This window comes from Pseudomonas sp. C2B4 (genome assembly GCF_013359695.1).
Lineage (GTDB): Bacteria > Pseudomonadota > Gammaproteobacteria > Pseudomonadales > Pseudomonadaceae > Aquipseudomonas.
In genome coordinates this window covers 16,052-32,042 of record NZ_JABFMU010000050.1, presented here as the reverse complement: position 1 = coordinate 32,042, position 15,991 = coordinate 16,052, and the positions used below count along the sequence as shown (strand labels likewise).

Genomic DNA, 15,991 nt, shown 5'->3' with positions numbered 1-15,991 from the left:
ACTTAAAATTTAGTCAGCGCTGCTCTCCATTAAGGTTGAGACTTTGGCTTATGCTTGCAACAGGATATTCCATAAGAGTTTACATACCGAGGTTCGGCTTATGTTTATCAATGTTTTAGAGGCTAAGGAATTTTGCAATAATAGAACTAATTCCAGACTTTCCGAAGAAGAAGCGCTGGATAAAATCAGACAGCTCGAGACCTACATAAATGATGCCCCCTCCGAACATTCAAAATTGCTTTTTCAAGAATGGATTGACGAAATAAGGGATTGGATAGACTCCGACGAGCGAAAAAAAGGTGAGTTCCCCCAAGGAATTGATCAAATAATATTGGATATTATTGAAGTAAGAGCTTTTATTCATGCCTTGCAAAAAACACCAAGCGCACAAAATCGATTAGGCAATAGTTTTTTCTGGCAACAATGGCTTATAGGTTCGGCCCATACGATAATAGTGGGAATTGGAAAATTAGTTTCCACGGACCCGAGAGATAACTCGCTTGCAAATCTATGGAAAGAGGTCGGGATTTGGATTAAAGGGGATGGAGCTTGTGATATAGACGAGGCCACTTTTATAGAGCAAGCATTCAGGAGAAAGACTGGTTACTTTGACAATAAAAACTCCAAGACTTTTAACTATAGGAATAAGTCAATCGCTCATAATGAGCACTCTCCAGAAATTACTTGGGATGATCTCGATCCAGATATGAGAATACTGGTAAGGTCTTGGTCGCTGCTTGTTGCATGGTCTTCTTTTGGAATACTCAACCCCTTTAGAACCAATAAGGAAGCCTTCGGTGGTTTAGAATCGTTCTTTTCAGCGGAGGAAATTACTAAATTGGGCTCTGAACGTAATAGCTATCTGGATATGGTGAAGGGATGGAGCACTACGTATCTTCACACAAAAGCATCCGATCCCGGTCGCGGAGCGTTCTCTAAAGGCGTCAAAATCAGTATTTCACATTTAGACTAATTGGGTTAAATGCTCCAGTAAAAAGGGGACCAATAAAAAGGGGGCAGATTTATTTTCTTAAAAAACGAACAATAAACCTGCCCCATTTTTATCCCCATTTCACTCACTACGCTCAAGAACCTCTTCCGGTATTAATTTTTCCTTCCCCGCTTTTTTCATCAACCCGACATACTCCTTATAATATATTCTAGATTGCTCCTTATCGAACCCCCACAATACATCGGCAATATTCAACTTAAGCACAACTCGACCAGGAGATACCTTTTCAACTTTCTTCAAAACCTTATATGCCAAATCATTTTCACCAGACCGCCCCAAGGCATAACCAAAATCATTATAGGCAACAACAGTCGACTTGCTAACAGGAAAATCCACATCCAGCTGGTTTATTCGCTCAGAACCAAGGTATGAACTTACAGCCTCATAATCTTCATTCTTCAAACGAGCCAAAACTATATCGTGCGCCAAAGCAAGAGAGTCTTTCGGCTCTCCGACCTCAAGATCAAGCAGTTTTTTGCTAGCAATCTTACGAGAGACATACCAAGCATAACTGCTCTCCCCTCCTTCCAAACTCCCTTCATAACCAGAAAGAGCTTGAGATAGTGCATCATTTTTCTCAATTGCGGCCAGATTAGATCCCGTATATACAAAGGTTTCGTACTGGACACCTTTGATACCAAGCCCAGAATGTTGAATAGACCAAGCACATGTGAACAAGAAATAAGTCTTTTTTCCTTTTACTACGTAAGCATCGCTCAACTCAGCATTTCCGCCTTCAGGTTCACAGACATCAGGAATTTTATATCGCCGGCCACCACCATCAATTAAACTTCCCTTCAACACCTCACCAACCTCATCACCCACAGCTATAAACTCAACTTTATTAGCTCCGACAAAATCAGGACTCAAGGAGTAATTTAGGTTTTTGCCTAAAGCTAGCGCACTCCAAAACAGCAACACTGAAAATATAATTTCTCTCATCAACCAAACCCCGCACAGCCCCTTTTCACCGATATATTAAATCGACCGCCGCTTTTCTAACTGCTTATCTAACAGCAAGCTGATCCAGTTCCGCATTTACTTTTAGTAACTTATTCAATATTCAATCAATATCTAAAGAGACATCACCTGCGATTACTTTACGTCGGTAGGCACTGAGTGTTCACCAAGAAAAAGCGTGGCCTACTCAATCAATAAATCGGCATCTGAAATTTCATCCTTGCTATACACCTCTCAAAAACCTCTCCAAATAATTTCTGAGTCATTGCACAGTTTCTCTGCGCATACTCCGCCCATAGCGGACCAAATTCGAACTGCCCACTTACATAATCGACTGCTTTAGGGTAATCCATAGCAGTAGTCTTTTCATTGACTATCGATACAGCCTTATAGAAACCACCCCCAATAACACCAGTCCGCAAGTAGATAAGTTCGCTTAAACGAAAACTTGTTAATTGCTTTTCACAAGAAATCTTATCTATCAATCGTTCTTGACCGGAAGAAGCATCACTACCGATACCCCCGCAGTAACTCTCCTTCAACCTTATCCAATCCTTCTGCACCGAAAGCAAATCAACTTTCAACGAGGAGGCTATTTCCGTCGAGAGAACTCTATACTGCTCATTCAGCACTTTATCAATCTTTACAAATGATGCATGGGAGCACGTAACAACATCCGCATTCGATACATTCACAACATTACATTTGACATCCGCTAACGCACAACCAACCGAAGCTGAAACCACAGAAACAACAACGAATATTTTCTTAACTACTTCCAGCAACCGCATTTCAATGCCTCCTCAAAAAAAACGGCCACTTTCCCACGTTTTAAAAAGTGAGCAGTTCCATTTTTCTGAAAAATAAATCTGCCCCCTTTTTTCTGAGTTTTTTGCTGTCCCTTTTTGCTTGGCGTACGTTAAAACCAACATCAAGCATCAACAGCCGTCTGCATTTTTACATGGAATCCATCCATGGATCTCTTTTTTGTTTGCAGTTGTATATAGGAACTGAATCCAGCCTGCAGAAATAGTTTTTTGCGTTATTTTATCCCCCTTAATCAAGTACATTCTTGTAATACCTGCAATTGCCTGGAATGAATATATGTATGTTTTTTGATTTACGGTTAGCTCAAGCAATTCATCATTTGCCCAGTTAAGATAGTTTTTTGATGAAAGCTGAGACGTAACAGAATGCCGAGTCTTGAAAGGATAGGTGTAGATAGGTGTGCTTTCATTGTCGTTTGGAGGCATTACGTCCGCACCGCTACCAAAATAATCCGTTAATTTTTTATCAATTGTGAAGCCTCCCTCGTTTTTATGAAATGCCATAACACTGAAGTAGTCGCTTCCGTAATTTACGCCAGTATATGCGCGAATAGGTGCGCTATGAATGATAAATAGCTCATTATCACCATTTGCTACATTTGCTGTGAATACGTCCCGCACTTCGCCAGGATCCGCCAAAAAAGGCAACCGAGCTATGAGCTTCGTAATACCCGTAGAACAGTCGAGAAAGCTGACTCCAAGCCCCATTTCCGGATCTTCCTTGCCCTCATCCTCCAATACTGCGATGGAGCTAAATACAACCTTTCCCCCGTCCACCGCTAACGATGGATAAGGTGCGTCATTAGGTTCCGTGCATGCAAAAGCATAGGGCGAACCCAAAAGAATCAAGGAAGCCAGTAAGCGCATAAAGCTTTGGAAAGTAATCATCCCGCACACCCACCGAAATCACTATTTATTAATTCGATGATCTCCTTGCTAAACGTATTTCTATTAGCAAGTTGATCCAGTCCTGCGTTGATTTTTCTGGTGACTTTTTTGATTTTCAAGTCAATATCTAAAGAAGCTTCATCCGCAATTACTCCAATATTATTGGCTTTCCAGAACCAACAGCCCGATGCAACGATCGTGTATATATCAGTTTCAGCTAGCGATGGAGTTTCATCGATCCGTACGCCAATTGCGTCAGCGCATCTTTTATACGTTTCGTAAAATGTGAGATGTAGGAGTCCACGCCCCCGGTAATCGTTGCTCGGATAGTCGTTGTTTCCAAAGCTGTGCTGTCCATATCCTTGGTCATTACCCAACAGATGGTCATCGATATACTGAAGTTTTTGTTGAGTGGAAAGATTCATCCCTTTACGAGAAAATCCATTATTTATCGCTGTAGGGGCCAATGCAAACAAAGTGGCTGCTGTAAAGGTCGCTCGAGAATAATTCAAACTTTCTCGAAATTTAGTGAAGTTTTGAGTCTCGACCTTTCCTTGCCCCAATATTAGCGCCACCTGAGAGCAAGTTATAATTCCAAACCTCTTAAAAAGCGTATTGATCGCAACAACGAAGTCGTCAATAAAATTATCTGGCACTGATGGGGCGACGATTTTTCTCATGAAGTACGGTGTAAGAGTAATATTTTTTCCGCACTTATTACATCCGTTGACACTCTTCACCATGAAGTTAGAAATAATTCCCAACGGGTGGATATGCTGTACATTGGCGTCATTAGATATACCGCTCTGTCCCATTATCTTATTCCACCAAGCAAGATTTTCAATCCTCGCCTTTTCCGCCACCCACGTATTGTGAGGATCAGAATCACTGTGCCCAATGATTTCGTCTAAAACATCCCATTTCTCTTTCTTATAGTCCCATTCACTTTCATAGCGTGTAACCATCTGCGAAATTGGTTGAGCAAACCAAGGTTTGCTCAACGCTTCTACTATTTCCGAAGGAGCTATTTTTTTATCGCTGTTCCTATCGAGAATTTGGTACAGCGTCTTGGTGATCGAACCTAAGTTAGCAGCCTCCACGATCGGTAAATAGGTTTCACGTTCCTCCTCATTTAACTTTTCTTCTGTGTGAAGAAGCGCCGCAAAATGCTCCACATTACTGACGGTTTCTACAATGAAATCAAACCCCTCCCACTCATAAGGCGAGTACCGTGACAAAGTCGTATCCGGCTCCGCAAACCAACCATCAATCCCATTACCCTCCGCGTCGGCCAGCATTCCGTCCAGACGCCACCAATGCGTGTAGGTGGTCATCCCCCCCATGACCACAGGCACCTTGATTCTTTTCTCGGCAGGTAACGATTCCAGCACACCAACAGGAATGAAAAAGTCATGACCGACAATTCTGTGAGCATCACTCACCTTGGGAGGGTTTGTAGCGTTCATGCCTGTTACATGAGTGATCAGCAGGCTGTCTTTGGGGATTTTTAGCAGTGTCCGTTCGCTGGCAGGCAAGCCCCTGGCGCTGGACTTGCTGAGCTCGGTGAATGCTTTGACGTCCTCACAACTGAAAACCTCCAGGTGCAGCAAATTCCTCGGGGCGGGATCAGAATGATTCTGATATTTCCCGACGTGTCCCAATACTTCTCCCGCTTTGATTTTGAACGTTGGAGTTAACGGAACGACTTGCCCCATAGGCGTGTGTGGCTGTCTCTTGGCTTCCAAGTCATCCAGCCATACAAATCCTGGTAGTTTTCCATCTGCACCAGCCGTTAAAGCAGGAATGGGCTGACCACTAACGACCTCGACCAACTTTCGGTACTTCCTTGCTGCCTGCTCGTCACTAATCCTGATCTGCGTTCCAGCCGGTAGAAACGCGATGAGCGATCCATTACTGGTTGCACTGCGTACGTTGGCCCCCGACTTCTGATCTGGCGGAACGTCCTTGGCGTCCTTTCCTACAAAGTAACGATCACCGCCCAAGTGCAGCATTTCGCCCTTGAAGACCCAACCCGTATTGGGCGCCAAACCAGCAAGTTCTGGCGTGACACTCACTATCTCCAGCCATTTTTTCGTAGCGTCAGCCGGCTTTGTGAGCACCGTTGTCCCGCGAGGTAGCACAGCCAACACCGGTGACTGTCCGGACTCCGCACTACGAACCCTCAAACCCAGCGAATTGGTTGGAAGATTGGCTTTTACCTGATACAGGCTCTTGTCCCAAAAACCAGGTCTCGCAAGCGTCGGATTCGACTTGTACCCCTGCCAATCCAGCAAGTGCATGTAGAGGCTGAAAAACGTCAGGCTAGGCCCCGGCACCACTGCCGCTGGTTGAGCACCGGGAGCAGGTGCGGCCGGTGGCATCGCGGGCGCTTCCAGGCGGTGTTTAACCAACACAAATCCCGTTGAGTAAACCGCTTGCATGGAACCGAAATCAGACTTGGGATAAGCCTCGTCAATCCGGTAGGCCACCACCTCCCCATCAGCGATGCACCTGACTTCCGTCAGATCCCCCACCAAACCCGAGTCGTCATCGAAATGGATGCCGCCGTGCCAGAGGCCGTTAGCACCTAACGGGTAAAAGCCATCCTTGGCCTTTGCCAGGGCTGCATAAAACTGCTGCGGATCGGTCGCTTCTGCGGTCCCTACTTTCAGCGGATACGCCCATTTCTCTATCTTGCTTGTTGTCTCAGTCATTTACCGATTACCTGAATTCTGATCCCTGATAGCCCGGAGTTACGTCGGTATCTATTAGCCGGAAAAATTGAGCATTCGTTTCGGTTTGCGCTTGATCTGTTCCTCAGGCGCATTCACCAACGCCCGATCCATCAAACTCCCCGCCCTATCCTTATCCGCCGCCCCCGGCAGCCCCGGCGGTTTGATCCCGATCCCTGTCCCGACACCCGGCGAACCACCCGCGTTGATCTTCACCAGCGGCCCCACCACCGTCACGCCCCCGGCATCGAGCTTGATAAAACTGCCCCCCGCCTTAACCGTGAGCTCCATCCCGGCTTCGATGACGATCTTGGCCCCGGCTTTCAGGTGTATCTCTTTTCCCGCGCTGGTCAGCAGTGCCGTGCCCAGTTTCACGTGCTGGCTCTGCGCGACGGTCAGGTGGTCGTCCATGCGCACTTCAACCTTGCGGTCGGCGTGGGTGGTGCGGTGTTCTTCGGCCAGGAGTTCGGTGTAGGTGTTCTTCTCGACGGTGTCGTGGCGTTCATTGCCGACGCGGAGGGTCTGGTTGCGTTCGATGTTTTCGTCCCAGTCGCGCTGGGCGTGGAGGAAGATTTGTTCGGCGCCTTTTTTGTCTTCGATGCGCAGTTCGTTGAAGCCGCCGCCTCCCGGGGAGCTGAGGGTCTTGAACACGCTGCGGGTTTTGTTGGCCGGCAGAGGGTACGGGACCTGGTTTTCCTTGTGGTACAGACAGCCGGTCACCAAGGGTTGGTCGGGGTCGCCTTCGAGGAAGGTGACCAGCACTTCCATGCCGACGCGGGGGATGCTGATGCCGCCGTAGCGATGGCCGGCCCAGCTGCTGGAGACGCGCAGCCAGCAGCTGGTTTTGTCGTCTGCCTGACCTTCGCGGTCCCAGTGGAATTGCACCTTCACCCGGCCGTATTGGTCGCAGTGGATCTCTTCGCCCTGGGGACCGGTGACCAGGGCGGTCTGGCTGCCGAGCACGCGGGGTTTCGGGTGTTTCAGCGCCGGGCGGTAGAACACGTCCCACGGGGTAGCGAAGAAACGGTTGCGGTAGCCCTGCGGGAAATCGTCCTGAGTGTCACTGGTAGTCGACTCTTCCAGCACCTGCGGCTGTTTGCCTTCGTGGACGATGTCGGTGAGCAGCCACAGGTCGTTCCACTCGCGGCGCGGGTGCTCGGCGAGTTCCAGCAAGTGGCCGCTGATCAGGCGGGTTTGGTCACTGCGGCCTTCGGCCTGCCGGTAGTCGGCGCGGTGGCGCTCCAGGGTGCGCTGGCTAAGGACTTTGCCCCGCGTGCGGTGCAGGAAGCGGCCGGGGTAGTCGTAGTCCTCCAGGTCCGGCTCGTTGCGTTCGCCACTGGGTTTGCAGGCGGTTTCGAGTAACAGGCGCGGCTTTTCAAAGTCGTAGTCGCGACGGGTGACGCGGCCGGTGCGGGTTTCCAGGCGCAGCTTGAAAGTTTTGATCACCGGTTCGTCGGCGACCATGCCGCTGTCGGGCAAATAGGCGGTCGGTCGGCCGAGTTTGAGGAACACGCTCTGGTGGTCGCCGAACACCAGCCGGTGGGCTTGCGGGCTGTGCTGGAAGTGGTAGTGAATGCCTTCTTCTTCGCATAGGCGCTGGATGAAGTGCAGGTCGGTTTCGTCGTACTGCACGCAGAAGTCGCGCTCCGGGCACGGCTGGCTCAACAGGAAACTGTAAACGTTGCTTTGAATGCCATGCTCTTCGAGGATCAGCGCGATGATCTTCGGTGCCGACAGCTGCTGGAAGATGCGCTGGTTGGTGCGGTGATGCAGGTACTGCAGTTGCGGCACCAGGGAGATGTTGTAGTGGGTCAGGCGTCGGCCAACACTGCTTTGACCGATGCGGTAGATCTGGCCGTGGATGCCACTGCCCTGCGGGTCGAAAGCCAGGAATGCCTGTTTGTGCAGCAGGGCTTCCAGGTCGATGTCGGGGTTTTCGCTGACCAGTTCCACCTCGAAGCGGTAGGGCTGGCTGATGCCTTCGGTGCCGGTGAAGGACAGCACTTGCAGATCGTGCGCACAGTCTTCAACGGTCAGGCTGAAATGCGTTTCGTTAGAGCGGTTGAACATGATGGACTCCCTGTTCGATTGTCATCCGTTGTGCCTGTGTATCGAGCGTTACAGCCAGGACGACGTGACGCCAAAAGCGTCGCGCAGTTGTTGGGCCGTGACGGTTCGCTGCTTCACATCGAAAGCCAGCGCTGTTCGCAAGACTGGCCAGTAGCGTTTAGGCAAGAGCCTGGGAGCGTGCAGCTCACGCTCCAGACGGCCATTACGGGCCTCGGTGGAGGGCAAGCGACGAAACGGGTGTTTGCCTCCGGCCAGCTCATAGATCACGCAAGCCACGCCGAAGACATCGGCGCTGGCGGATAGGGGCTGACCTTCCAGCAGTTCCGGGGCGGCATAACCGGGGGTGCAGGCATTGAAGCGGTCGCGACTCAGATGGGGCAGACCGGGCAATACGCCCTCCTGCGCCTGACCGAGGCCGAAGTCGAACAGCCGCACGCCTTCTTCGCTGACCATCACGTTGCTCGGCTTCATGTCGCCATGCAGCACCCCGCGAGCATGGGCGTAGGCCAATGCATCGAGCAGCGGCAGCAGGATGTTGCGCAACTCTTTCCATGGCATGCCCAGAGGCCGCTCACACAACAGTCTGTCCAGGGTCAGCCCACGCATGAGTTCCATGGTGATGAAGGCGCGTTGGCAGGAGGTGTCCACTTCAAAAGAATGCAAGCGCAGCACATTGTCGTGACGCAGTCGCCGGGTCAGGGCGAACTCGCTGTAAAGCAGGACACTGGCGTCCGGGGACTCGGCAAACTCTTCGCTGAGGACTTTCAGCGCGATGTAAGGATCGGGCTCGCCGAATTGTTCGCTCAGCAAATCCCTTGCCCGGTAAACCCTGCCCATGCCACCCGCACCGAGCAGGCGCTCGATGCGGTAACGACCGGCCAGCACATCCGGCATTTCGCCAATACTGGCCTTGGCGGGCGCGGGTGCAACAACATGCGGTGTGGCAAAGGCGAAGCAGGTCAGATGGCTGTTCTGCTCCTCGCCCACCAACAGGCCGTCGACCGGTGATATGAGTTCACTCATTGGCGGATCACCACGGCGGTCAGGTTGTCCTTTGCCGAGCCGTGCAGCGCGCCGTCGAACAGACGCTCCAGTACCACATGCGGCGCACTCAGGCTGAGTGCATTGCCGAGGGCATCGCTGCTCAACCCTTGATACAAGCCATCGCTGCACAGCAAAAACGTATCGCCCGGATACACTTCGAGCTCCAGCACATCCAGCGTCAGTTGCTCGGCGGCCCCGACCGCGCGGGTCAGGGCATGCGCGGCCGGGTGGGCCTTGGCCTGTTCGACACTCATCCCTTGCTCGTCGATCAGTTGCTGTTGCAGCGAATGATCCCTGGACAGCTGGTACAACCGCTGACCGCGCCACAGGTAACAGCGGCTGTCGCCGGCCCAGACACAGGCTGCGCGATCGCCCTCCAGCAGCAGCGCCACCACGGTGCTGCCCATGATGCTGTCAGGGTGTCCGGCGGTGACGGTCAACTCCTGGCCCAAACGGCGGTTGAGCCAGTGCAGGCAATGGCGAATGTCCTTGAGTCGCTCGTCGAAGTCCTCCTTCGCTGGCAATTCCGCCAGGCTGGCGACGATCAACTGACTGGCGATATCCCCTCCCTGATGACCGCCCATCCCGTCCGCGACCACCCAAATTCCATGTTGAGGGCAGTCGAGGAACGCATCTTCGTTGCGCGCCCGAACCTTGCCGGCATCGGTGCGCGCAGCGCTGCGCCAGGGATTGGCTGCCAGCATCAGAGCTGCACCGGCATGCGGAAGGTGCGCAGCACCGCCATGTCGAACGGGTTCGGCGAGCGCTGGCTGGTGAGCAAATAGTTGGCACGCAGGCCGCCTACATCTGCCTTCAACACCAGCACATCACGCCCGGTCAGGTATTCGGTCTGCATCAGGTCGAACAGACGGAACAGCGACCAGGGGCCGGTATTTTTCTCGACCCCGATCGGACGCCCGACCATTTTGTCGAGGACCAGGCTGGTGCGACCGTCTTCGGCATCGGCCGGCCACTTGAATGACACCGGCACAATCGGGCCGTGGCGGTACTCCATGGTCTTGTCGCCAAACCTGAACTCGGAGCGGCTCACCGATGGGTCGAGGGTGTAAGGCTCCAGTTTGAATTGCACCTGTGGCTGTGCCGGGTTGTCGGCGAAGAAGCTCTGGCGGATGACCTGCACGGCGCTCATTTGGTCGAGGTAGACCTTGGAAATTGGCAGCCTGAGGCCGTCGACACTGCGCACACGATAGCTGCCCGGGTCGCCACTGACGAACGCACGCAAGTAGCTGTCGAAGAAGCGATCGGCAATGCCCTGGGCCTTGAAAAACTCGCGAAAATCACTGATCGCCACGTCGCTGGTGCTGTGGGCGTAGAACGGATAGCGCTTGTTGATCGCCTTGCCATAGAAGCCATACAACTCGGCCTGATAGCGCTGGTTCAGGTATTGGTAAGCGTCGCCAAGTACCAGGCGCCAGGTGTCCTCAGCCAATACGCTGAACCACGCGCTCAACGGGCGCGGCAAGCGGGCCGACGCATTACGCAAATGGCTCAGTGCATCGCGCTGGCCACCCATGCGGGCCTTGGCCATTTCAAAGGCGGCCTGCTCCGGTGCGCTGGCGCGAGCCAGACTGGCCACTTGCAGTTGCAGATCGTTGAGCGCGTTCAGGGCTGGCGTCAGATCAGCAGCCGGACCGTTGTTGTCATCGAGCAGGCGATGCAGCGGTTCAAACCGGCGTTGCAGGGATTTCTTTGCCGTGTCCGGCAGACTTTTCGCCAGGGCAGCCGATGCCTTGTCCGCCGCCACCGCCGCGAGTTTCCCCAGCTTGCCGCCCTTCTCCGCCAGCTCCCCGGCGGCATCGGCAGCGTCCTCGACGCTATCGGCGGCCCCCGCAAAGCGGGTGTTCTCGCGTATTTCCACCAGCAATTGCAGAAGCGGTGAGTGGGCCGACGTCAGGCCGGCGAGCTGCTCGGCACCTTCACCGAAATCATTGATCGCGGGCAGCGCAACCTGGCCGAGCGCTTCACTCCAGTGGTTGGCGTAGTCGCGAAAGTACAATTGCTCCAGTTCCACCAGCAGGCGTCGCATGTCCATTCCGCTGATACCCGAGCCTTCGCCCAGCACCCAATTGTCCCTCAGGATTTCGGTGACCAGCGTTGAACCCCGGACCGAAAAGTACTGCTGATAACCCTTTTGTGTGTAGAACCCCGGGATCACGTAATCGGTGCCGACAAACAGCGCAGACTGCGGGCCTAGGTGTGGACTCAGGCGGTACTCCGGCAGGTTGCGGGCCTGTTCGCGCAGCATCCGGTAAACCACATTGGCCAGGGATTCGCTGCGCAAGACCTGGCGTGCCTGGGCTACCAACGGCTCGTTCAGCGGATAGCTGAATGGCTGATCGAGCAAACGTTCGAAGTGGTTGTTCAACCCGTTCTGCACCGCCGTATTGCCGGTGTAGCGTTGCGACCACTCGGTGGCGACCCAGTCCTTGAGCCAGGGTTCGTCGCGTTGCCCTTTCATATTCAGCATCAGGTAGGCACGCAGGCTGTTGAGCAGGCGCTCGCGATCCTTCATGCCAGCGCGGATCTGCCCTTCGAGCAGGGTCGCCACCCTCGGCAAAAGCTGCTCCTGGAGGTCGCGTTCATAGGCAGCCTTGACCACCGGATTGACCTCTTCGCCCTGGTACAGGCCGGCGCGTTCGCGATAACCCACGTCGCCTCGCTTCGGAAACTCCTGAGTCGCCGCGTAGCGGGTGTCGAGGCTCTTGAGCAGCGCCATGGCATCGTCGCGTGGCGACAGGACGGAGCGCTGTTGCGTCCAGCTTTGCGCCAGGTTGCGCAGGTTTTCCAGGCGTTCATAGTTGGCCGAGTAACCGCCGGCCCAGAACATGCCGAACAGCACCAGCGCCGCCAGTGCGCCGACGTACAGTGCGCGCTGCCCCCAATGGATTCGGCTGCGCTCACGCTTGTCCAGGCCGGCCAGATCGGCCTCGGGGAAAATCACCCGGCTCAGCATGTGGTGGATAAACCGCGAACGGCCACTGCGCAGGGTCGGCAGTACGCCGGAGTCCATACCCAGATTGGCACCGACGTTCGCGGTGGTCGGATCCAGCTCCTGGACCAGATGGGGAGCGCTGATCAGGTAGAAACCACGCAACTCGCTGGCCTTCTCGTAGCGATTGCCGCTGAAGGCCAGTTCGACGAACAGGCACAGGCGATTGCCGACCTGCCCCAGCTGATGCGGAAAATCGAGAATACGGCCACGGCGCTGAGTGTTGCGCTCCTGGTGCATGCGTGTAATCACCTGGCTGTTGAGGCGATGCAGCAATGACTCAAACTCAGCGCGCACCACCCCCGCATCGGCCCCTACCTGGTCCCGGCGGAAACTGGCACCCAGCACTTGATCGCTTTCCTCGCGGGACAGTTGATCGAAGAACTCCTCGAAGCCGAGGAGCTTGTCGGCCTTGCTCAGCACCAGATACACCGGCACATCGACGTGCAGTTTCTGATACACCTCTTGCAGACGCGCGCGCACCTGCTTGGCCAGGAGTTCGACGTCAGATTCACTGTCACTGGTCAGGCTCTCCACCGCAATGGCCACCAGCACTCCGTTCAACGGGCGACCACGCCGACGCTTGCGCAGCAGTTCGAGCAAGGTGCTCCAGGCACTGCCGTCAACTTGCGCGTCCGGCTGGGTCAGGTAGCGCCCGGCGGTGTCGATCAGCACGCCGTGATCGGCGAAATACCAGTCGCAATGACGGGTGCCGCGGGTATCGCGGGTCAGTTTGCGTTCGATCTTGTTGATCGGGAATTCCAGACCGGAGAAATCCAGCAGGCTGGTCTTGCCGCTGGCCTGCGGACCAATCAAGAGGTACCACGGCAAGTCGTCGCGCCAATGTTCGCTACGGCCGCGATACAAACTCGAGGTCTTCAGGGTTTGCAGCGCGTCCTTGAAGCGCACCTTCAACTCTTTCTGCTCTTCGTCGATCTGCTCTTCGCGGCGTATGCGGTCCTGGCCGGCTTCGGATGCTTCGACGGCTTTTTTGCGCACACCGGCGCGCCAGCTGACGAAGACCATGGTCAGGCCCCACATCAGAAACAGCGCGCTGATGGTCAGTAGACGGGAGGTCGAACTCTCCCAGAATTTGTAGTCATCAACCGCCAGCAATGGCCCGATGAACCACACCAGCAGTGCCACGAACAACACCAGCAGCAGGGTCCACACCCAGGTCCGGCGCAGGAAGGCGCCGACTTTCTTGAAAAACTTTTTCATTGCACTTCCTTGTTTACGGCTGCGACTGCGGTTGGACCGCAGTCAGATCAAGCGGCTGATAAGGTTGCAGAACGGTTTCTCGCTGCTCGCCCAAGACCCAGGCGAAGCCCGAATACATCACCACCAGGCACACGGTGGTAAACAGCACCACCATCCACGCCGGCACGATGCGCACCAGGCTGCGGCGCTGATCGCTCAAGCCCTCCCACTGCGGCGACAACTCGCGCGGCACGTCCCCCCGAGATTGACGAATCTGCCGATACAAGGCGTCGCGGATGCCTTCAAGTTCCAGCATGCCGCGTGCCTGCACGCGGTACTTGCCCTCAAAACCAAGGGACAGGCACAGGTACATCAGCTCCAGCATCGCCAGGTTCCGGATCGGGTTTTTCGACAGTTGATCCAGCAGGTGGAAGAACTTCTCGCCGCCAAAGGTTTCGTTGTGCAAGCTGCTGAGCAGACTCATCTGCGACCACTCGCTTTCGTTGCCCCAAGACGTGGTCACGACCGCTTCGTCCACCACTGTGCAAAGCAAGTAACGTGAGGCCATCACCTCACTGTTCTCGACGCCGTTGTGCAAGGCCTGCGCTTCAAACTGCTTGATCGCGTTGGTCAGGCGCGTATTAAGCACGTGCAGGTCCTCGCGGGTTTCGCTGCGCTTGAGCCGGACCACTTCCGACAGCAGTTCGGATGACGCGGCCACCAGCGCATTGAGACTGATGTTGAATACCTTCGCCGGCTGCAGGCGCGCTGAGTAGATCATCCGTTCTTCCAGCTGCTCGAAACGCGGTGGAGTCGCGAAGTCCGTCAGCGGCCCCGACGCAGGGCCATGGCCCTGACGGTCGAGCAGGACAGTCTTGTCGTCCTGGTTGTATTCCGTGTCCTTGATCATGTCGGTCAGTTCCTGATGGCCCAGAATTTCAGTTCGAGTTCGGCGAATTCGCCGGACACATGGAACGCGAAGCCGCCTGAGCGCTCGAGTTGCGCCAGGTCTTCGGAACTGAGTTCGAGGATGAAATAGGTTTTGTTGGAGTGGAAAGCGATCTGCCGAGGGGCCACCGGCAACGGTTTGACCTTGATGCCCGGCAAGTGCAGGTTGACCAGTTGGCGGATGTGCTCCACCGGGGCGACCTTGAGGTGAGCCGGCAGGCGATGGCGCAGTTCTTCGGGGTCGCAGTTGGCGCTGGCCGCCAGCACGAACGACGCCGACCCCAGCAGTTTGTGGTCCTGCAAGGGCGACACGATGATGCCGTATTGACGAGTTTGCAGGGCCAGTTCGATGGCGTGCTGTTCCAGCACCATCGACAGGACCTGCCGGATCGACTCCATCAGTTTGCGAAAGCTCGCGCCCTGGTCGCTGTGTTGGTAGCGGCTGTCCAAATGCGGCCGTTTGCTGTCGCTGGAGAAAGTCGCCAGGTCGCCGAGCATGGTCAGCAGCGTGCGGTACAACTCTTCCGGGTGCACCTGTTCCAGCCCCAGGTAATGCCGCAGCAACAGCTCGGTACGGTTGATCAGTTGCAGCATCATGAAGTCGCCGACTTCCGCGCCGCCGACCTTGCCATTCGAACGAATCCGCTCGGCGATGGTGTCGCCCCGGTGGCCAAGCATGCTGATGACTTCTTTCAGGCATGACAGCAGATAGCTGGATGCATGGGCCTGGATGTAAGTCGGCACGAAGTCCGGGTCGAGACTGATCACACCGTCCGGCGTGGTACTGAGCACTTCGCAGACCTTCAACTTGACGTGGGCCTGGTCGCTCTGCTGCTCGCCGAGCAACAGCTTGAAGTCCGGACGGCCGCAGCTGACCTGGCTGGCGGAAACGTCGCCGGCATTGGAGTCGGCCACCTCGGTGTCGTAGGCGGTGTAACGCGCCAATACATCGGACTGCTCGGGACGGCGTGCTTCGATGTGGTTGCCCGTGACCAGCGGCAGCGCCAGATAGATCGGCGTATTGCCGGTGTTCGGCGGCACATCCAGCGCCAACGGCTGGGTGTTCCCCCCCAGTTTGAACAGGCTTCCATCCGGCAGGATTCCCGAGGCCTGGCTGATCACCACCTGGCCCATGTTGAGGAACTGCAAGTCGATGTCCAGGTCGAGGAAACCCCAGGTGTAGCTGCCCAGCAACTGGGTGCGGGTCTTCAGTTGGTGGTCGTAGTAACGGTCACTGTGCTGGAAGTGCTGTGGTCGCAGCAGCATGCCTTCCTGCCAAATCACTTTATGGATATTCATC

At 54.7% G+C, this 15,991-nt stretch carries 11 protein-coding genes; 1 reads left to right on the top strand and 10 read right to left on the bottom strand.

The genetic code is table 11. The annotated features are described in order from the left end of the window. The first annotated feature begins 100 nt into the window (after window positions 1-100). The gene (locus HNQ83_RS24315; protein ID WP_175391297.1) at window positions 101-973 is read left to right on the top strand and encodes a hypothetical protein; all 873 of its coding nucleotides are present in this window, start codon (window positions 101-103) and stop codon (window positions 971-973) included. A gap of 99 nt (window positions 974-1,072) precedes the next feature. Here HNQ83_RS24315 and HNQ83_RS24310 read toward each other — a convergent pair whose 3' ends face one another. The 10 genes from HNQ83_RS24310 to tssK all read right to left on the bottom strand — a co-directional run bounded on the left by HNQ83_RS24310 (window position 1,073) and on the right by tssK (window position 15,990). Next, window positions 1,073-1,954, bottom strand: a complete 882-nt coding sequence (locus HNQ83_RS24310) for a tetratricopeptide repeat protein (RefSeq protein ID WP_175391296.1) — start codon at window positions 1,952-1,954, stop codon at window positions 1,073-1,075. Between the two features lie 209 nt (window positions 1,955-2,163). Beyond that, a complete protein-coding gene (locus tag HNQ83_RS24305) occupies window positions 2,164-2,763 on the bottom strand; it encodes a lysozyme inhibitor LprI family protein (protein ID WP_175391295.1) in 600 nt (199 codons plus the stop codon). Between the two features lie 147 nt (window positions 2,764-2,910). Further along, window positions 2,911-3,687, bottom strand: a complete 777-nt coding sequence (locus tag HNQ83_RS24300; RefSeq protein WP_256669164.1) for a hypothetical protein — start codon at window positions 3,685-3,687, stop codon at window positions 2,911-2,913. Continuing rightward, window positions 3,684-6,401, bottom strand: a complete 2,718-nt coding sequence (locus tag HNQ83_RS24295; RefSeq protein ID WP_175391294.1) for a hypothetical protein — start codon at window positions 6,399-6,401, stop codon at window positions 3,684-3,686. Before HNQ83_RS24295 ends, HNQ83_RS24300 begins: the two co-directional genes overlap by 4 nt. A gap of 54 nt (window positions 6,402-6,455) precedes the next feature. Beyond that, window positions 6,456-8,489 carry a type VI secretion system tip protein TssI/VgrG gene (tssI, locus tag HNQ83_RS24290; RefSeq protein ID WP_175391293.1) on the bottom strand — a complete coding sequence of 678 codons (2,034 nt, stop codon included), beginning with the start codon at window positions 8,487-8,489 and terminating at the stop codon, window positions 6,456-6,458. 48 nt (window positions 8,490-8,537) lie between these two features. Next, a complete protein-coding gene (locus HNQ83_RS24285; protein ID WP_175391292.1) occupies window positions 8,538-9,512 on the bottom strand; it encodes a serine/threonine-protein kinase in 975 nt (324 codons plus the stop codon). Further along, window positions 9,509-10,237 carry a PP2C family serine/threonine-protein phosphatase gene (locus HNQ83_RS24280; RefSeq protein WP_175391291.1) on the bottom strand — a complete coding sequence of 243 codons (729 nt, stop codon included), beginning with the start codon at window positions 10,235-10,237 and terminating at the stop codon, window positions 9,509-9,511. The genes HNQ83_RS24285 and HNQ83_RS24280 overlap by 4 nt, the downstream gene beginning before the upstream one ends. Then, entirely contained in the window at window positions 10,237-13,764 is a 3,528-nt protein-coding gene (tssM, locus tag HNQ83_RS24275) for a type VI secretion system membrane subunit TssM (protein ID WP_175391290.1), read from the bottom strand. Before tssM ends, HNQ83_RS24280 begins: the two co-directional genes overlap by 1 nt. 13 nt (window positions 13,765-13,777) lie before the next feature. Continuing rightward, window positions 13,778-14,653, bottom strand: a complete 876-nt coding sequence (gene icmH / locus HNQ83_RS24270) for a type IVB secretion system protein IcmH/DotU (protein ID WP_175391289.1) — start codon at window positions 14,651-14,653, stop codon at window positions 13,778-13,780. A gap of 5 nt (window positions 14,654-14,658) precedes the next feature. Further along, window positions 14,659-15,990 (bottom strand): type VI secretion system baseplate subunit TssK, encoded by a 1,332-nt coding sequence (gene tssK, locus HNQ83_RS24265; RefSeq protein ID WP_175391288.1) that lies wholly within the window; start codon window positions 15,988-15,990, stop codon window positions 14,659-14,661. Window position 15,991: the final 1 nt, after the last annotated feature.